Annotated in this window: 14 protein-coding genes; 9 read left to right on the top strand and 5 right to left on the bottom strand. The window is 44.3% G+C overall.

What is annotated here, in order from left to right:
- Together FTU01_RS00610 and FTU01_RS00615 are read right to left on the bottom strand one after the other, a co-directional pair.
- On the bottom strand, positions 1-1857 hold the full coding sequence (locus FTU01_RS00610) for a cation:proton antiporter (protein ID WP_159123418.1): 1857 nt from the start codon (positions 1855-1857) through the stop codon (positions 1-3).
- 73 nt (positions 1858-1930) lie between these two features.
- The gene (locus FTU01_RS00615; protein WP_180018224.1) at positions 1931-4153 is read right to left on the bottom strand and encodes a primosomal protein N'; all 2223 of its coding nucleotides are present in this window, start codon (positions 4151-4153) and stop codon (positions 1931-1933) included.
- Positions 4154-4302: 149 nt separating this feature from the next.
- Here FTU01_RS00615 and gspF point away from each other — a divergent pair, with 149 nt between their 5' ends.
- The 3 genes from gspF to FTU01_RS00630 all read left to right on the top strand — a co-directional run bounded on the left by gspF (position 4303) and on the right by FTU01_RS00630 (position 6696).
- Complete coding sequence (gene gspF, locus FTU01_RS00620; RefSeq protein ID WP_034705070.1) at positions 4303-5508, top strand: type II secretion system inner membrane protein GspF; 1206 nt, start codon at positions 4303-4305, stop codon at positions 5506-5508.
- A 70-nt stretch (positions 5509-5578) separates the two neighbouring features.
- The gene (gspG, locus tag FTU01_RS00625) at positions 5579-6076 is read left to right on the top strand and encodes a type II secretion system major pseudopilin GspG (protein WP_218945565.1); all 498 of its coding nucleotides are present in this window, start codon (positions 5579-5581) and stop codon (positions 6074-6076) included.
- 284 nt (positions 6077-6360) lie between these two features.
- A complete protein-coding gene (locus FTU01_RS00630; protein WP_034705833.1) occupies positions 6361-6696 on the top strand; it encodes a hypothetical protein in 336 nt (111 codons plus the stop codon).
- A gap of 93 nt (positions 6697-6789) precedes the next feature.
- Here FTU01_RS00630 and lnt read toward each other — a convergent pair whose 3' ends face one another.
- Both lnt and FTU01_RS00640 read right to left on the bottom strand, forming a co-directional pair.
- Positions 6790-8349, bottom strand: coding sequence for an apolipoprotein N-acyltransferase (gene lnt, locus FTU01_RS00635; RefSeq protein ID WP_159123415.1), 1560 nt, complete (start codon positions 8347-8349; stop codon positions 6790-6792).
- Entirely contained in the window at positions 8346-9185 is an 840-nt protein-coding gene (locus FTU01_RS00640) for an HlyC/CorC family transporter (RefSeq protein WP_004781742.1), read from the bottom strand. Before FTU01_RS00640 ends, lnt begins: the two co-directional genes overlap by 4 nt.
- Before the next feature lie 201 nt (positions 9186-9386).
- On the opposite strand from FTU01_RS00640, the gene tusA reads away from it, so the two are divergent.
- The 3 genes from tusA to FTU01_RS00655 all read left to right on the top strand — a co-directional run bounded on the left by tusA (position 9387) and on the right by FTU01_RS00655 (position 13799).
- Positions 9387-9647: a sulfurtransferase TusA gene (gene tusA, locus FTU01_RS00645; protein WP_004781744.1), complete on the top strand. Its 261-nt coding sequence runs from the start codon at positions 9387-9389 to the stop codon at positions 9645-9647.
- Positions 9648-9891: 244 nt separating this feature from the next.
- Complete coding sequence (locus tag FTU01_RS00650) at positions 9892-12681, top strand: type VI secretion system Vgr family protein (protein ID WP_159123414.1); 2790 nt, start codon at positions 9892-9894, stop codon at positions 12679-12681.
- Complete coding sequence (locus FTU01_RS00655; RefSeq protein WP_159123413.1) at positions 12678-13799, top strand: hypothetical protein; 1122 nt, start codon at positions 12678-12680, stop codon at positions 13797-13799. Before FTU01_RS00650 ends, FTU01_RS00655 begins: the two co-directional genes overlap by 4 nt.
- 220 nt (positions 13800-14019) lie before the next feature.
- Here FTU01_RS00655 and FTU01_RS00660 read toward each other — a convergent pair whose 3' ends face one another.
- Complete coding sequence (locus tag FTU01_RS00660) at positions 14020-15732, bottom strand: electron transfer flavoprotein-ubiquinone oxidoreductase (protein WP_180137776.1); 1713 nt, start codon at positions 15730-15732, stop codon at positions 14020-14022.
- A 187-nt stretch (positions 15733-15919) separates the two neighbouring features.
- Here FTU01_RS00660 and FTU01_RS00665 point away from each other — a divergent pair, with 187 nt between their 5' ends.
- The 3 genes from FTU01_RS00665 to FTU01_RS00675 all read left to right on the top strand — a co-directional run bounded on the left by FTU01_RS00665 (position 15920) and on the right by FTU01_RS00675 (position 18603).
- Complete coding sequence (locus tag FTU01_RS00665) at positions 15920-16531, top strand: DUF1285 domain-containing protein (RefSeq protein WP_159123934.1); 612 nt, start codon at positions 15920-15922, stop codon at positions 16529-16531.
- Between the two features lie 49 nt (positions 16532-16580).
- A complete protein-coding gene (gene murI / locus FTU01_RS00670; RefSeq protein WP_166138033.1) occupies positions 16581-17459 on the top strand; it encodes a glutamate racemase in 879 nt (292 codons plus the stop codon).
- 115 nt (positions 17460-17574) lie between these two features.
- Positions 17575-18603, top strand: coding sequence for a DUF4062 domain-containing protein (locus tag FTU01_RS00675; RefSeq protein WP_166138036.1), 1029 nt, complete (start codon positions 17575-17577; stop codon positions 18601-18603).
- Positions 18604-18665 lie beyond the last annotated feature (62 nt).

Raw genomic sequence — 18665 nt, forward strand, 5'->3', positions numbered from 1 at the left:
TTATGCCAGATCATCTCTTATGGCATCAATTCCTGAAGCGTTGTTGTCCTGTTGCGTGTCCGTATCCTGTTCTGGTGCTTTTTTTAGCTGATCCTGAGCAAGAAGATGCTCCAGTTCTGCCAGTGTATTCCTTGAGCCTGCGAAATTAAACGGACTCTCCGTATCCGGATGAAATTGACGATTGAGCAGTTTCTGATCATGAGTATGAAACTCATGGATCTTTTGTTGCGCCTGTTCTTCAGACAGTCCGCTCAGCTGAACTAGCAGACACTGACTTAGTTCTAGTGCAGAAGCATAGGTTTCTCGCCAGATTCGTTCCACGCCCAGCTCCTGAAGTAGATGGACATGATGCCGGTTACGTGCCCGTACCCATAAAGACATGTCAGGATAATTTAAGCGCAGATGTCGGACGGTCAGCAGTGAATCTTCAATATCATCAATGGCGACAATCACATGCTGAACCGTATCCAGATTTGCCTGAGCTAAAGCCTCTGGCTCAGTCGCATTGGCCTGATAGAAGGTAATACCGTAAGAGGTCAGCAATTCAGTTGCTTCGATATTGCTGTCCATTACACTGAATTTTTGCTGCTGTTGCAGCAAAATACGGGCAATGATCTGGCCAAAACGGCCAAAACCGATTAATAAAATTGGTGCGGTATTTGGTGGAAGGCTTTCAATGTCAAAGGTCGCTGCCAAATGATTTTGCCGATCCAGTCGTGGCAGAATCTGGTTATGCAATAACCAGTAAAATGCCGGTGTGAGTAGCATGGATAAACTTGCCATCCACATCAATGGGGAGAGCAGGGCTGGAGTAACGATCTGCTGCGAAAGCGCAATGATGAGTGCCAGAAAAGCGAACTCACCACTTTGTGCCACACTGGCGGCCAGTAGCGTACTGTTGCGCCAACTATGCTGATAATAACGTGCCAATCCTAAGGTAATCGCAAATTTAATCAGGATCAGCGAAAGTGTTCCGGCAATAATCAATACGGGTTGCGTCAGCACATCGGCAAACTGCAATGACATGCCCAGACTGATAAAAGCCAAGCCAATCAATAAACCGCTAAAAGGCTGCAGACTCTTTTCAATCGAAATCCGGAAATCAGAATCTGCCAGCAACATACCGGAAAATAATGCTGCCAGGTACAGATTCAGTCCCAGCGTATCCATCAGGACTAGTAAGCCCAAGAAAATGACAATGGTAACAATGCTATGCAATTCATGACGACCACTTTTGGCAATCCAGCGATAGAGCGGCTGCATGAAATAGCGGTTACATAGAAATAAGCCAGTAAAGGTAGCCATCATGGCCGCAAAATAAGCTATGCCATGTTCTGTTGAACTGACCCCAGCAAAAAGCGGAATCGCTGCAATGATAGGAATTGCAATCAGTGCATGAATCAGGGTGTTGGCATAAGCGGATTGACCATAACTGGTCGCCAGTTGTTGCTGATTATTTAAAAACTGGGTCACCAACGTCATGGCAGAAAGGCTGCCGGCCAGTCCGATAACAATACTGGAAACCAGATGCTGATCGAGAAAGAACCAGGCCAGCAGGCTCAAAATCAGGGTCGTGCTCAGTACCTGTAAAATGGCCATAAACCACAGAGGTTGCCCAAGCTGAAGAATTCGTTGTGGTCTGAGTTGCAGACCTATCCAGAACATTAGGGCCAACAGGCTGATTTGAATAAAAGTCTGCATCACCTCAGGAGCAGAGATCAGCGCTAAGGCACTCGACCCAATGATTAAACCTGTCAGTAAATAGCCCAGCACTGTTGGCAGTCTGAGTTTATGGCTCAGTGGCACCATGAACAGTGCAATCGCCAGAACCAGCGCTATTTGTAACAGTATCGACATTTTTCCGCCTTAAATTTTATTTTCATCCAGTCTTAAAGTTGAGCCTTTATCAAATGAAGATGGTCTCAATATTTTAGCTGAGTTCTTGTGGATCGATATCCAGTGTCAGCTTCATATTGGATGGCTTATCCTGTAACAGGTTTTGCCACCAGCTACGGACATAATAATGCAAACGGGCACGGTCTGCGGACAATAGCACCATATGGGATTGATAGCGTCCGGCTTTGCGTTCCATCGGGGCAGGAATGGGACCCCAGATGTCCAGCACCAGATCGGGATATTGCCTGAGCAGGGCAGCATGTTTCTGTAAGAATTCGGTATTTTGTGCCTGATCTTTGGATTCACAGCGAATCAGCACGGCATAACGAAAAGGAGGCATCTGGGCGATTTGCCGTTCGGTCAAAGTCTGCTTGGCAAAAGCGCGGTAATTTTCAGTGACTAAGGTATTTAGCAGCGCATGATCAGGTCTTAGGGTCTGTAAATATACATCCCCTTTATGTTCCCCACGTCCTGCACGACCTGCGACCTGTACGATCAATTGTGCTGTACGTTCTGTGGCCCGGAAATCAACGCTAAGAAGACCAGAATCGATATCCAAAATTGCAACCAGCGTGACATAAGGAAAATGATGGCCTTTGGCGAGCATCTGGGTGCCGAGCAGAATCGCAGGCTCACTTTTCTGAATCTTGTCATAGATTTTCTGCCAGCTGCCAACCCGGCTGGTTGAGTCGCGATCGACCCGGATCACTTCAAAATCTGGAAAAAGCTCATTCAGATGTTCTTCAACTTTTCCAGTCCCCATGCCTAAAGTAGCCAACTCCTGATGCTGGCATTGCGGGCATTGTTCAGGCATACGATGAATGGTGCCACAATGATGACAATGCAGATGCTGATAAGGTTGCCGGTGCACAGTGAAATTGGCATCACAATTCGGACACTGCGCCTGCCAACCACAACTGCCACAGATCAATACGGGTGCATAACCACGACGATTTAGGAAAATGAGTACCTGTTCTTTTTTAGCCAGGCGCTTTTTGATTTCTTCAATCAGATGCAGGCTGATGCCATGCTGCTTTGGTGCCACTTTTAAATCCAGAATATGGATTTTTGGCATTAGTGCTGTACCCGCGCGTTGATTCAGTTCCAGCACCTGCATTTTGCCTTGCTGCACCAGCGCATAGCTGTCAATGCTGGGGGTGGCCGAACCCAAGAGGACTGGACATTGCTGTAAATGTCCCCGGTACAATGCCACATCACGGGCATGATAGCGAAAACCTTCCTGTTGTTTAAAAGACAGGTCATGCTCTTCATCCAGAATGATCAAACCCAGATTCGGCATCGGTGTATAGATCGCAGAACGGGTGCCAAGCACAATGGACGCTTTACCGGTTTCAGCGGCTTGCCAGGCTTGTAAGCGTTTACTGTCATTCAGGCCAGAGTGAAGCAGGGCAATATGACAATGGAAACGAGACTGAAAGCGGCTAATCGTTTGTGGCGTCAGTCCGATTTCAGGCACCAGTACCAGTACCTGCTTGCCCTGTTTAAGTACCTGTTCCATGATCTGAAGATAGACTTCAGTTTTGCCGCTGCCAGTCAGGCCATCGAGTAAAAAGGCCTGATATTGCTTGCGGTATTTCAGCACTTGCTGAATCGCATGCTTTTGTTCCGGATTGGCCGTTAATGGCATCTGGGCCAGTTGTACAGGTTGCGGGCTAAAATCCTGTGCTTCCAGGACACATTCGCAAATTCCTTTTTTTTCGAGCGCTTTTAAAGTCGCTGTTTCTATTCCGGCCAGATTTAAGAGATTCTCAGTTGTTCCCACCGGATGTAGTTTTAGAATCCGATAGGCTTCCTGTTGCCTCTCGGAACGGCGAACCTTGGCTTCGGCCTCATGATCCAGCAATTTCCAGTTTCGGGCCAGCAGGTTATAAGGTTTGCCCTGACGCAATAAGGTCGGCAAGGCAGTCTGGATCACTTCCCCGATAGGAAACTGGTAATACTGTGCTGACCAGGTCAATACACTTAAAACCTGGGAATTGATAATGGCACGGTCATCTAAAAGCTCGGTAATTGCTTTCAGTTTGAAACTGGGATCAATCGGAGCATCTAGCGGTAATTTTTCAGTAATCACGCCGACCAGATTTTGCCGGCCAAAAGAAACCGCGACTCGGGCACCCACTTCTGCCTGCTGATATTGTTCCTGACTCAAGCTATAGTCAAAACAGTCAAACAGATGCACCGGCACTGCAACACGAACACGATAAATAGGGGCAGTAACGGGAACAGAATTTGGCATAGTAACAGAGTGGGTCCTGATGAAATTTCGTCGTGCTCAAAGTTCAGTTATGTTAGAGTGAGCAGATAATTTATATTGAAGAATATGAATGATTTTGATGGTCTGACGCAACAGCGTTAAGCAAAATTTTGGAAAATTAGAGCATTACAATGCCTGCATATCAGTTTACTGCGCTTGACGCTTCAGGGAAGCAGCAAAAAGGCGTGCTTGAGGGGGATTCAGCACGACAAATCCGGCAACAGCTTCGGGATCAGGCGCTGATTCCGGTCTCTGTAGATCCGGTTGAGAAAAAAGACCAGCACTACCGTCGCAAATGGTTTGAAAAAAGCATTACTGCTTATGATTTGGCTCTTATGACCCGACAACTCTCGGTACTGGTCGCTGCCGCAATTCCGCTGGAAGAAGCCATTCGCGCCGTCGGCAAGCAGAGCGAAAAAGTTCATGTGCAAAATCTGCTGATGTCAGTACGTTCTAAAGTGCTGGAAGGACATAGCTTGGCTCAGGCGCTACAACAGTCTGGACGTTTTCCAGAGCTGTATATTGCCACCATTGCGGCTGGTGAACGTTCTGGTCACTTGGACCTGATTCTGGATCAGTTAGCTGACTATACCGAAAACCGTTTTGCTATGCAGAAAAAGATTCAAGGGGCGATGATCTATCCGATTATTTTGCTCTTGATGTCTTTTGCAATTGTGATGGGCCTGATGACCTATGTAGTACCGGATATCGTCAAGACCTTTGATCAAAGTAAAGATGCCTTGCCTTGGATTACAGTGACTTTAATGAAAGCCAGCGATTTTATCCGGATCGCGTGGCCATTTTTATTGATAGGGAGTGCGGTAGGTATTTTTCTTCTGGTACGGTTTTTAAGAACAACGGCTGGGCATTATGCTTTTGATCGTCTGACTCTGAAACTACCTTTATTCGGAAAATTATCACGTGGCATTAATGCTGCCCGTTTTGCCAGTACTCTATCGATTCTGACTCAGTCTGGTGTGCCATTGGTGGATGCCTTACGCATCGGGGCAGCGGTAAGTAATAACTGGGTGATCCGGGATTCGGTTAATTTGGCTGCTGAAAAAGTCACTGAAGGCGGGAACCTGGCTACCCAGCTGGAACGTAGTGGTTATTTCCCCCCGATGATGGTACAAATGATCAAAAGTGGTGAAGCCTCGGGGGAGCTGGATCGTATGCTGGAACGGGCATCGACCATGCAGGATCGGGAAGTGACCACACTGATTTCGACATTACTTGCGCTTCTGGAGCCGCTGATGCTGGTACTCATGGCCAGTATTGTGCTGGTAATTGTGATCGCGGTGATGCTGCCAATCGTCAATATGAATAATATGATTTAAATAACATGTGTAACGTCTACGAAGAATTGAAAGTGCCTGAAACTTTCTAAAGATGAATGAGAGATATTGAATGAAAAGGAATCCAAATCAAGCCAAAGCCCCTTCAACTACAGCTGTTAAACCTACCGTACGTGTGAGCCAGTTACGTGCCCATCGTGCCTCAGGTTTTACCCTGATTGAAGTAATGGTGGTTATTGTTATTCTCGGTGTGCTTGCGGCCCTAATTGTTCCAAATGTAATGGGACGCGGTGAAAAGGCTAAAGTGGATACCACAGTCATCAAATTGCAAAGTATTGCGGGTTCACTGGATCAATATAAGCTGGACAATGGCAAATATCCAAGCATGCAGGAAGGTGGTCTGGATGCGCTGGTAAATCAGCCGGCAACAGCGAAGAACTGGCTCCCAGGCGGCTATGTGAAAGGTGGTTATCCAAAAGACAGCTGGGATAATGACCTGCAATACGTGATTCCGGGAACTAACGGCCGTGCCTTCGACTTGTATTCTTTTGGTGCTGATGGACAGGCGGGTGGCGAAGGAACTGATGCTGATATTTATTACCAACCTTAACTGATAATTATTATAAATTAGTAGGTTATTGAATATATCACTTCACTTGATTGATTGTTTCAATATTGGGTGAAGTGATAATAACTCTCAATCATAAAATATAATATAAATAACTGAATTTAATGCTATTACTATAATATTGATGATTTGATAGTTATAATAAGAATTATTCCCATATTTATCTATTACAATTATCGTAAAATGTGAATAAATATAGACTTTCTATTTACAAAAAATAGCTCATAATATTCTTAATGGCCCTTTTTTAGCCAAAGGAGAATGGTATGAAAGCATTAATATTGTCGGATGAAATAAACCAGTTTCATTGGTCGATGCTGAAATCTGTTCTTTTGGTTTTAAGCATTCTTCCAGCCAGCCAAGGAATTTTGCATTTATGGCAGACCACTGAAGGCAGCAGCCAGATTATGGTGGGTTTCTTTGCCATTAGCATGATGAGTACCTTATTCGTACTATGCTTCTGGTCAGCATTAAAAGCATCTGTCGTGCAGTTTAAACAAGAACAGGCTTCTGCATTTGAAAACGGTATTGTACAGATCTATCGTTATATTCCAATGTTGTCACTGGCGAGCATGTTATCTTATCTGGTGATCCAGTTTTAATAACATTCTTAATAAATATATAGATAAAAAACGAGGCATGAACCTCGGTTTTTTATCGCCCCTCTCTTTTTAAAAGAGGGGCTTTTGAGAGAACTATCTTCTAGACTTAAAGCTGATATCCACTTTACGTGGGCGGAAGCGCCAACCTAGTAATAAGAGCAATACGGAGAAAATCAGCACTGGCCAGTCGCTGAGTTTCATGTAGAGCGTTTCACCCTGCATGGCGGGTAGCTCACCGCGGAGTATAGCTTCTTTATCCATAGGTGCACGTTTCACAATATGGCCATTGTGGTCGATGAACGCAGTTACCCCAGTATTGGTAGCACGAATAAACCAGCGACCATTTTCCTTGGCCCGCATTTGTACCATCTGTAAATGTTGCTGTGGACCGGCAGTGCCAGTAAACCAGGCATCATTAGATACGGTCACCAGAAAATCGCTTTGGCTGGCATTACGACGAGTCAGGTTTGGATAAGCCACTTCATAGCAAATTGCCGCACCTAGAGGATGGTTTTTCACATTTAATGGTTTCTGGATATCCGCACCACGCGAGAAACCACTCACCGAAGGGTCGTTTTGCAGAGCTGGCAGTACCCAGCTGAGTGCGCCAGAAAGTGGAATATATTCCCCAAAAGGCACCAGACGCTGCTTCTTATACAAACCACTCGACTCATTACCGGTCGCCATGATGCTATTGTAATATTTTGGCGTGCCTGCTTCCTGTGACTCAGCCAGATCCCAGAACGGAATACCTGTGACCCAAGCTGTTCCAGATTTTTCTGCCTGAACTTTCATGGCATCCAGGAAAGGTTCGATGTCGGTCTGGAACATCGGAATCGAAGATTCTGGCCAGACAATTAGGTCACGTCCCCATTCAGTCTTGCTCAGATTGGCATAGATCAGCAGAGTTTTTACCTGATATTCAGTTAACCATTTCAGGTCCTGAGGAATATTGCCCTGGATCAGAGAAACGGTGAGCGGCTTTTCATTTTTTTCTTGCACGAAAGTCAGTTGTGCAGCACCCCAGGCACCCAATAACAAGAGTGCAGAAGGCACGATCCAGAAGACCCGTTTACTTAAGATTTCAACCAGCGCACAGGCAAGAACAATCACTACAAAGGACACCCCAAATACACCAAATAAAGGCGCATAGGCATCCAGATAAAGCTCAGTAAAAGCGTAACCTGCAAATAACCATGGGAAACCGGTAAATACCCAGGTTTTGGCCCATTCAAAGATCACCCAAAGTGGTGCGAAGGTAAGAGGTGTTTCTGGGAAAAATCGACGATAAATGAAAGTCTGAAGCGCAGTAAACAGTCCCATGACAATCGCCATGATCAGGATCATGATTACGCTCAGGAAAGAACTGGTATCGCCATACACATGAATAGAGGTATAGAGCCAGAATGCACCCACAAACCACAATCCAATCCCATAAGCCCAGCCAATCCCAAAGGCCTGTTTCGCACTACGACCACGGACGCAAGCATACAGTAAGGCAGGAGAGAGAATCGCCAGCCACCAGTAATGATAAGGTGCCAGTGCCAGGCTAAAAATAGCGCCGGCAAATAAGGCAATCAATACAGGATAAATTAAGGCTAGCTGCTTTTGCTGCTGGGCTGGATTTAATAGCTTATCGAAATATGCTCTCATTGGCGCACAGCTCGAATTAAACGAATAGAACGTGAATCTGCCTCAAGAATAGTAAATTGCCAGTTTTCCAGTTCAATCGTCTGACCTTCCAGATCATTTACCAAACCAATTTCTTGTAATAACAAACCGCCCATGGTTTCAACTTCATCATCGGAGAAATTGGCATCCAGCATATTGTTAAAATGCTCGATTGGTGTCAGCGCTTGTACTACCCAAGTATTGGCTGTTTTCGGGTCTTGATCCGGAACAATATATTGTGCTTCTTCATCCGCAATATCATGTTCGTCTTCAATTTCACCCACAATTTCTTCGAGAATATCTTCTAGGGTCACCAGACCTGAAGTTGTACCGTACTCATCAATCACTACCGCAATATGAGTCTGGGTATTTTTCAGCATACGTAGAACCTGATCCGAACGCGCACTTTCCGGCACAAACAGCGGCTGACGCATCAAGGCACGAATATCGACTTTGGAAGAAGGCTCGGTCAGGAAAGGAAGCAGATCTTTGGCCAGCAAAATACCAACTACATTATCCGGTTGATCCGATGAGAACACAGGGAATCGCGAATGCGCAGATTCAACTAAAACATGCAGAATTTCGAGAAGTTGGTCATCTTCCTGCAAGCTAATCATGGACGTTCTTGGCGTCATGACTTCACGAATTTTGGTGGCCGGCAGGTCCAATACGCCTTCCAGCATTGCAACAGTATCGGGTTCTAAAAATCGACGTGAATCTTGTACTAATTTTAGCAGTTCGTCGCGAGTTTCGGGTGCAGTTCCCAGCCATTTACGTAAGCCGCGCATACCCCACGACGGGCCTGATTCCTCGTGCATGATCTTTCCTAAAGACTCTTAATATCTAAAAAAACGTGATTTTATCATACCGCAGAAAATACGCTTGTCTATTGTAATTATGCTGCGCAGACTTGATCGCGCGGGTCAGTATGGTTTTGTGAATTGGTTCAAAGCGCGGGCTGCAATGCGATAGCCGCTTTATGCTAAAATAAGGCTGATCTTGAATTCCTGAGTCTGTCGATGTCTGAAGCCGAAATTACGCCAAGCCTGCAATTGAATACCCGTGGATTACGCTGCCCTGAGCCAGTCATGATGTTGCATCAAGCCATCCGTAAGTCTAAAGCTGGTGATGTAGTTGAAGTTTTTGCTACGGATAATTCGACCTCTTGGGATATTCCAAAATTTTGCATGCACCTCGGCCATGAACTGCTACTCCAAGAGGAGCGTCTGGATGAAAATGGCAATAAAGAGTTCCATTATCTGGTGAAAAAAGGCGGTTAAGAGATTTTTTGGGCAGATGAGTGATTCATTTGCCCATATTGTTGAAAGATTAAAATGAAAAGAAAGCTATTTTTTTTGAATACTTGATCTGCTTGAAGTTCCTGACTTTCAGAAAATAAAAATTTGATATTAAAGCCTCTTCCAGAATTACAGTGATGAATCGGAACCATGGCCAGACCAATGAATCTAGGCTGGATATAAATAATTCACTATAATGCCGCAAAAATATTTATAACAATTAAAAATGATAAAAAATCATATCGCTCAAGTATTAGAGCAATTGGGTCTTAGCGCACAGAAGCGTGCTTTGCTTGTTCAGTTTTCCCATCAAAAACTTAATTCTGAAGTTTTTCTGCAACGTATTGATGGCCAACATGTCCTGAATCAGGGACTAAAAATTGAGCTGATTTGTGTGTCGACTAATGCCTTGATTCCCCTTAAAGAATTTATTGGAATTCAAGTAGCGATAGATCAGGTCACGGATCAAGGACAGTTATTTCGCAGTTCCGGAATTATTACTGCAGCAACTCAGGGACAGAGTGATGGCGCATTAACGCTTTATAAACTCACTCTGGAAGATGCAACGTCGCTATGGCATAAACGCCGTAATAGTCGTGTGTTCATGGACAAGAGTGTCCGGGAGATTACTGAAATCTTATTCAAAGAATGGCAGGGTAAGAGTCCATTATTTGCGGCTGCACTTAAGCTGGATTTATCCGGTTTGCAGCAAACTTATGATGTGCGTCCTTTTACTATGCAGTTGAATGAAAGCGACTATGACTTTTTAACCCGTTTATGGCGTAGTGAGGGGATTAACTGGCTGATTGATGAGTCTGAGCTTATAGTTGTGCATTCATCTGCAGCGATTGCAGCGCAAAAGCTTAGATTAATTGATGACAATAGCTACTACCAAGCTTTAAGCCACAGAGCGATCCGTTTCCATCGTTCCAGTGCGACTGAACAAGAAGATAGCATGACCAGTTTTATTGCAGAACGACAGTTGCAGCCGACCGCTGTACATATCCAGCGCTGGCATGCCGGTCGCTTGAATCAGGAAGAAGGCATAGGTTCAGTACAAAGCAAGCACCAGCAGAGTCAGGTTCAGGATAATGCCAGCCTGGCATTGGAACAAGGCTGGAACATCAGTCCAGCATGGATCACTGATCTCAGGCATGCAGATCAGGCAACTCCAGCCTCGGATGCACAAATCGAGAAAATAAACCAAAATTTGCAGCATTTCTATGATGCACAGGCCAAACAATTTTTAGCAACATCCACAGTACGTGATGCCCAAGTGGGTTACTGGTTTCGGCTGGATCAGCATCCTGAAATTGACCAGCATCCAGCAGTAGATAAAGAATTTTTAATCATCTCTAGGAAATTTTATAACCAAAATAATTTGCCTAAAGACTTAAATGAGCAGGTTCATGCTTTAATTCAGCAAAGCTGTTGGCAGATGACAGAATCCAAGGACGCAGGTGAGCGTCAGGCCAACCAGCTAGTCTTGCAACGTCGCCATATTCACTTGGTTCCTGAGTATCAACCTTTATTGCAGCGGCCACAGGCCTATCCGCAATGCGCCAAGGTAGTCGGGCCAGAAGATGAAGAAATTTATGTGGATGAATGGGGGCGGATCAAAATCCGTTTTCTGTTCACTCGTTCGGATGACCATGCTCACGATGGTGGTGCAGGCAGCAATGACAGTGATACAGATTCAGCCTGGGTAGATGTTCTGACCCCGTGGGCAGGTATAGGTTATGGGGTGCGTTTCTTGCCATGCATTGGTGAAATTGTGGTCGTCGACTTTTTCGACGGCAATATTGATCGGCCTTTTGTGGTAGGTCGGATTCATGAAGGCCAACGTTCTCCGACGAAGTTTGATCAAAAAGGACAACTACCAGACACCAAAAAACTCAGTGGTATTCGCTCGCAAGAAGTACAGGGGCAAGGCTTTAACCAGTTACGTTTTGATGATACGACTGGCCAGATCAGTATACAGTTACATAGTAGTCAAGCTGCCAGTCAGCTCAATCTGGGTAACTTGAGTCATCCGAAAGAACAGGCTGAAAGTGAAGGACGGGGTGAAGGTTTTGAACTTAGAACTGACCAATGGGGTGCAGTCCGTGCAGGTAAAGGGTTATTGATTTCGGCTCATAAACAGCAAGCCGCAGACGGTTCACATATGGATGCTGAACCAGCGAAAAGCCAGCTTGAATCAGGCTTGCAGATGAGCCAAGCACTGAGTAATGTTGCTAAAAACCAGCAAACTGATCCGCTTGAAATCTTTGAAAATTTAAAAAGCTTTATTGAGAAAATTGAACAGCAAGATCAAGACAAGGCAGCTGCCTTTAAACAGGCAATTATGATTCTGACAGCACCAAAATCCATTGCGCTGAGTACCCAGCAGGATATTCATTTGTCTGCGGAGGGTCAAATTAGCCACCAGTCAGCGGACAGTATTAACCTAAGTTCGCAGAAAAATATTATTGGGCATGCCTCTTCTAAAGTCAGTCTGTTTGCAGCCCAACAAGGCTTAAGAGCTTATGCCGCAAAAGGCAAAGTTGAACTACAGGCGCAAAATGATGGGATGGATATTATTGCACGCAAAGGTATCAAAACTATCTCCACTGAAGATCAGATTGAAATTACAGCAGCGAAGGAAATTGTTTTAACTGCGGGCGGTTCTCAAGTTGAGATCAGTAGTGCCGGAATTTTGCCGATGACGGGTGGTCAGTTTGAGATGAAGGCAGGTCAGCATCAATTTTTATCAGGGGAAAAGGTAATATATGATATTCCCTATCTTCCTGCCTCACATAATAGTTCCTATATTTTAGAGTTCGATGTACGACATAAAATAGACAATAAATTATTAGAAAGCTCTCCAAATTTTAGTCTTATCGATTCTAAGGGGAATGTACGAACAGGAGAGATTCCCAAAGATGGAATTATTAGAGTTACCTCAGAAAATAAGGAAGAAAAATATACGGTTATGGTGCATAAATATGATGCAGAGATATCGGAGTTAGAAGAATGACTTATACGGCTCGTTTAAAAGTCTCCTGTGATAATAAAGACCTTTTATCAAAATTAAGCTATACCTTACTAAATACGACAACTCAAAAAAGTTATGGAGGAAAAATTGATCCGAATGGTTGTACTAAAATCTATAATTGCAATAAATTAGATTTAATCTTTGTAGAGTTAATTTTAAATAATTCAAAAATTGCCAGAGTGCGTGTTCCCGTATTAGAAAATGGCGAATTTAATAAATCGATATATAAATTAAAATCAACTACAGGTACAACAAAACAAGCAGAATCAAATAAAGTACCTGTTAAAGTTAAAAATGAATTAGAAATCGCTATTGAACAATGGGAAGCAACAACAACTTATATTTCTAAAGAAACAATACAAAATCCCGCTCTTCGTTTAACCTATCAAAAGAAAGCAAAAGAAATATCAAATAGATATAGACAACTTGTAAAAGATGGAACTTTAAAGCTTAAAGAAGCTGCTGAAGAATGTAATAATTTCAGAAATCAGATTATGGAGACTACACGTAGAAGAACATCATCAGCTGGTTTAGCTGCCGCAAAGAATATGAAAGCTCAAGGATTAACTCTTGAATTCTTATATGAAAAATATGCTTATCAGCTAAAAGATCCTGAAAATTATAAAAAGTTATTGCAAAATAATCAGTTAAATTTCTTCATAAAACAACAAATGGCTTCAGGTCGGTCGTTTTTTAATTCACTATCTGATTTTGGAAAAAATCGAATTTATTATTCTGTTATCCGTAGTGCAGGTAATGCGAATCCTAATGTAACTGAAATTATGAAAAGGGTAGGGGCATTGGGAAGTGTTTTCTTGGTGGTAACATTATTTTATGCAGCCAGGGAAATATATTATGCGGAGAACAAACAAAAAGAAGCTATTAAACAAACTACTACTATTATTTCAGGTATAGCTACAGGGGCAGTAACAGCATCCATAGCATATTCTCCAGCTGGAGCTGTTTGTGGGCCAGCAGCGCCTATTTGTATAATCATGGCAGGTCTGGTCGGATCAGCCGTAGGAGGATGGGGAGCATATAAATTATTAGAAGAATACGATAAAGAATTAGAGGAGTTTACTACGTGGAATTTCTTTTAAAATATGGAGGTTATTTGTGTTTAATAGTAGGCTCATGTCTTTTAATATCTAGTATGCCCTCCCTTTATCAAAACGATGAAGATATTGATATTTATAAATATAAAATCCGATTTTATACTAGTTTAGTTTTTATCTTATTTTGGTTAACTTCTTTACTTTTAAAATAACTTAAGATCAATAAACCCGCTTTTCAGCGGGTTTATTTGTATCTCATCAGAGATTACATATTCGGGTAGTTCGGACCACCGCCACCTTCCGGTGTTACCCAGGTGATATTCTGAGATGGATCTTTGATGTCACAGGTCTTGCAGTGTACACAGTTCGCTGCATTGATCTGGAAGCGTTTCGAACCGTCATCATTTTCCATGATTTCATACACACCTGCCGGGCAGTAACGCTGAGCAGGCTCATCCCATTTCGGCAAGTTGACATCTACCGGAATCGAAGCATCGGTCAGTTTTAAATGCGCAGGCTGGTTTTCTTCATGCACCGTGTTCGATACAAACACTGAAGACAGACGGTCAAACGTCAGCTTACCATCCGGTTTTGGATAGTTCGGCTTGAAGTTCACTGCATCAACCGTTTTTAGCGTGCTGAAGTCAGGAACCAGGTCATGCAGGGTGAATGGCACTTTGAATACGTTCTGGTCGATGAAGTTGAATGCACCACCCATCCATTGACCGAACTTGTGCATTGCTGGGCCAAAGTTACGCGCGCTGTACAGCTCTTCTTTCAACCAGCTGTTGTTGAACTTGTCTGTATAAGATGTGAGTTCTTTTACAAAGAAGTCTTCACCTTCGGTCACACGCGCAATCGCCAGATCACCGCCTTTTTCTACACCGGCAGCAATCGCTTCAAATACCGCTTCACCGCAGAGCATGCCGGACTTCATGGCAGTGTGTGAGCCTTTGATCTTGGCAAAGTTCAGGAAGCCCGCATCATCACCAATTAAAGATCCACCCGGGAAGGTGAATTTCGGCAGAGAGTTAAAACCACCTTTGGTTACGGCACGCGCACCATAAGAAATACGTTTACCACCTTCCAGATACTGTTTAATCAGTGGATGGGTTTTCCAGCGCTGCATTTCCATGAATGGATACATGTGCGGATTTTCATAAGACAGATCCACGATCATGCCCAGAGTCACCTGGTTGTTTTCAGCATGGTATAACCACCAGCCACCTGACGAACCGGTTTCAGATAAAGGCCAGCCGGCACCGTGCATTACCAGACCTGGTTTGTGTTTCGCTGGATCGATTTCCCAGAGTTCTTTAATGCCGATCCCGTAGTGCTGCGGATCAGCATCTTTATCCAGATTGAATTTTTGGATCAGGCGTTTACCTAAATGACCGCGGCAGCCTTCAGCAAAGATGGTGTATTTGGCATGCAGCTCATAACCCGGCGCAAAGTTATGCGTCGGTTCGCCATCTTTACCAATACCCATGTCACCGGTTTGGATACCTTTCACCGTACCATCTTCATGATACAGAATTTCAGAAGCAGCAAAGCCCGGGAAGATCGATACTTCCAGTTCTTCGGCTTTCTGGCCTAACCAGCGCACCACGTTACCCAGTGAGATCACGTAGTTACCATCGTTATGCATAGTTTTAGGCACCATCCAGTGCGGTGCTTCTTGTGATTTTTCATCTGAAAGAAGGAAGAAAGTTTTGTCTTCTGTCACTGGCACATTTAAAGGTGCACCTTCTTCTTTCCAGTTCGGGAATAGTTCGTTCATGGCACGTGGTTCAAGCACAGCACCCGAAAGAATATGTGCACCGACTTCGGAGCCTTTTTCTACGACACAAACGGACAGATCATTTAAATTGTTTTCAATTGCAAGTTGACGGATCTTGATTGCAGCAGACAGGCCGGCAGGACCCGCACCTACGATCACAACGTCAAACTCCATCGATTCACGTTCGATGTGTTCCATGTAGGACTCCTCATATTTCTATTCGGTGGCAACCATAATCGGATGATTGGGTGCTGCCATGAGTGTTCTGAATTCCTAGACACAAAAATAGTAGTGTCTTTAAGCATCTGGGCTAGTATAGTTTTAAACCCAGGTTAAGCCAATTGGCTGAAACATATTATTTTTCCGTCATTAAGGTCTTCTTTATATGAATAAGTCAGCACCCGATAAAAATCCGACGAAAAAAGTAGCTTCTAGCGATGATAAAAATTTAATGGATATCGCACAATACTTAAAAGATGCACAGGGCAGTCACAAAAGGTCAATCCCGCCTTTGGATCAATGGCAGCCAAAGCATTGTGGCGCAATGGATCTCAAGGTTTTGGCCAATGGAGAATGGTGGCACGAAGGTCAATTGATCAAGCGTCAGCCGATGATAGACCTGTTTTCCACGGTACTCTGGAAAGAAGAAGGAAAATTCTATCTAAAGACGCCGGTTGAAATGATTGAAATCGAGGTCGAAGATGAACCTCTGTTTGTAAATCAGGTCGATCAGGTCAAGATTGAAGGCAGGACTTACCTGCAACTGACCACCACGACTCAGGACATCATTATTGTCGATAGCGAACATCCTATCTTTATGCGTCAGTATCAGGATGAATTGCGCCCTTATGTGCATGTGCGTTTTGGAATCAATGCGCTTATTCAGCGGGCTGCTTTTTTACATCTGGTGGAGATGGGCGAGCTTGGTGAAAATGCTGCTGGAGAGACGGTTTTAAGCTTGAAAAGTGGTGATTTAGACTTGCATTTAAGCACCTGAGGTTTAAGCTTTGTCGCAAGGTCATTTGAAACAAGCAACTAGCAACGTTATGAGCGCTATCCAACCGATTTATCCCTTAGTAGATCCCATGCCTAAAGCCAGTGCTGATGCACCTATCGGGATTTTTGATTCTGGTGTGGGAGGGTTGTCGGTTGCTTTGGAAATTGCCCGGTATTTGCCCAATGAACGCTTTGTTTATTATGCCGACACGGCTTACGTACCTTATGGGCCCCGTAAAGATCAGGAAATCCGTGACCTAACTGCGCGAGCGATTGAATGGCTGTATCGTGAAGGCTGTAAAGTTGCAGTCGTTGCCTGTAATACCGCTTCTGCATTTAGCCTGGATTATTTACGTGAGCATTATGGTGAAAACTTTCCGATCATTGGACTGGTGCCAGCGCTCAAACCTGCAGTCCTCAATACCCAATCCAAAACGGTGGCCGTTCTGGCCACACCTGCAACCTTTCGTGGCCAGCTGATTAAGGATGTCATGACCCGTTTTGCCGAGCCGGCACAGGTCAAAGTAATTCCGGTGACCTGTCTGGATCTGGTGCCTTTTGTAGAAGCCGGTCAGCAGATGAGTCCTGAGTGTCTGGCGACATTAACTCAGATTTTACAACCGGTTGTTGATCAGGGTGCTGATTATTTAGTGCTAGGATGTACACATTACCCCTTCCTAAAATCGTCAATTCAGTATATTTTTGGTCAAAAGCTGACATTAATTGACTCAGGATTCGCGGTTGCGAGACAAACGGCCCGAATTTTGATCAAAAATGGGTTATTATTTGAACATGAGTGCAAGGACAGTCTAAAAATCCGACTTGTGGTTAGTGGTCAAAATGCTGAACAGCTCCAGCCGATTTTAGGGCATCTGATTCCAGCCGATATTAAATGGCAGGTCAGCAATATGGAGACAGAAGTCAGCTAGGCGACCGTCACTCATCTTATAATTTTGAAAGATATATTTTTATACTGGGGTCGTCATATTGTGTCAGGGCAGGGTTTAGCCGGCCAGATCAATGTGCAGTAAAAGAGGATAACCAATGCTCGATAAACGTTATCAGGTGTTTATCTCCACCTCTGGTGCAGAAATGCAGCCAGAGCGGATCATCTTGTCACAAACTTTGGTCGGCATGGGTTTCTTTTCCTGGGGGCTGGAACAACGCACTCCTTTAAATACTGCATTTGCACGTCGCCAGATTGATGATTGTGATTATGTGGTGATTCTGCTGGGTAGCCAGTATGGCGAGCAGTCGGTTTCCGGTGTAGGTTATATGCATCTGGAATACATTTACGCTGTGACCAAGCAGAAACCGATTATTGTGTTTATGCATGAAGATCCGGCTTCACGTGATCCTTCCTTGCACGATGCGAAACCTGAATTACAAGAAAAATTTAAAGAATTTCGTCAGTTATTGCAGCAGGAAGCTGATCAGGTCTTTTGCTATCGTACCTTGCGCGATCTGGAAATGGCGGTACGTTTGAACATGCCGCAAATGCTGGAACGTTATCCGGTAAGTGGCTGGGTACGTCCTCAGAATACTCAAGCCTTGCATGACGAGATTGACCAGCTCAAAGCTAAAGTGGCCCAACTGGAACGCGATGGGGGGACACGTGAAGTGGATCCTTTCCTGAGCCTGCCGAAAGTGTCTATGCATGAAGTTTTCTCCTTCGAATACCGTATGCATGCTTATCAGGATGGTAACTTTAAAGAGCTAAAAGTTCAGAAGAGACTGACCTGGGCACAATTGCTGGCTATTCTCGGCTCTACATTCATTAATCCGACGCCGGAGGAATTTTTCTCCAAGCGTATGAATGAGTATTTGAATGAAACCGGTCTGGAAGATGCACGAGCGGAAATGCCGCGCGCGCATGCTGTAGCCCGTGCCCAGATTAATATTCGCGCCTTGCATAGCCTGAAATTGCAAATGCGCCAGAATGACTGGATTGTACCGTCAGGCCGTGATGACCGTCAGCGTCTGCTTTGGCAGATTACGCCTAAGGCACAAAAACTGCTGGACAGTAACTTGCTGGATAAAGATCGTACTTTTCAATATAAGTCAGTGTATTAATCCATATAGAGAATAAGTAAAAAGCTGTTAAAGTAAGCGGGTTGATACCACGACGGGCGTAC

Origin of the sequence: Acinetobacter sp. YH12043, from assembly GCF_013419915.1 — a bacterium.
In the GTDB taxonomy this organism is placed as follows: domain Bacteria; phylum Pseudomonadota; class Gammaproteobacteria; order Pseudomonadales; family Moraxellaceae; genus Acinetobacter.

What these genes read in the sequence shown, in the direction of transcription:
- FTU01_RS00640 (WP_004781742.1), bottom strand. Translation starts at nt 9,185, where the DNA reads ATGCACGAGGAATCAGGCCCGTCGTGGGGTATGCGCGGCTTACGTAAA.
- murI (WP_166138033.1), top strand. Translation starts at nt 16,581, where the DNA reads ATGAGCGCTATCCAACCGATTTATCCCTTAGTAGATCCCATGCCTAAA.
- tusA (WP_004781744.1), top strand. Translation starts at nt 9,387, where the DNA reads ATGTCTGAAGCCGAAATTACGCCAAGCCTGCAATTGAATACCCGTGGA.
- FTU01_RS00630 (WP_034705833.1), top strand. Translation starts at nt 6,361, where the DNA reads ATGAAAGCATTAATATTGTCGGATGAAATAAACCAGTTTCATTGGTCG.
- FTU01_RS00665 (WP_159123934.1), top strand. Translation starts at nt 15,920, where the DNA reads ATGAATAAGTCAGCACCCGATAAAAATCCGACGAAAAAAGTAGCTTCT.
- lnt (WP_159123415.1), bottom strand. Translation starts at nt 8,349, where the DNA reads ATGAGAGCATATTTCGATAAGCTATTAAATCCAGCCCAGCAGCAAAAG.
- gspF (WP_034705070.1), top strand. Translation starts at nt 4,303, where the DNA reads ATGCCTGCATATCAGTTTACTGCGCTTGACGCTTCAGGGAAGCAGCAA.
- FTU01_RS00655 (WP_159123413.1), top strand. Translation starts at nt 12,678, where the DNA reads ATGACTTATACGGCTCGTTTAAAAGTCTCCTGTGATAATAAAGACCTT.
- FTU01_RS00610 (WP_159123418.1), bottom strand. Translation starts at nt 1,857, where the DNA reads ATGTCGATACTGTTACAAATAGCGCTGGTTCTGGCGATTGCACTGTTC.
- FTU01_RS00660 (WP_180137776.1), bottom strand. Translation starts at nt 15,732, where the DNA reads ATGGAACACATCGAACGTGAATCGATGGAGTTTGACGTTGTGATCGTA.
- FTU01_RS00650 (WP_159123414.1), top strand. Translation starts at nt 9,892, where the DNA reads ATGATAAAAAATCATATCGCTCAAGTATTAGAGCAATTGGGTCTTAGC.
- FTU01_RS00675 (WP_166138036.1), top strand. Translation starts at nt 17,575, where the DNA reads ATGCTCGATAAACGTTATCAGGTGTTTATCTCCACCTCTGGTGCAGAA.
- gspG (WP_218945565.1), top strand. Translation starts at nt 5,579, where the DNA reads ATGAAAAGGAATCCAAATCAAGCCAAAGCCCCTTCAACTACAGCTGTT.
- FTU01_RS00615 (WP_180018224.1), bottom strand. Translation starts at nt 4,153, where the DNA reads ATGCCAAATTCTGTTCCCGTTACTGCCCCTATTTATCGTGTTCGTGTT.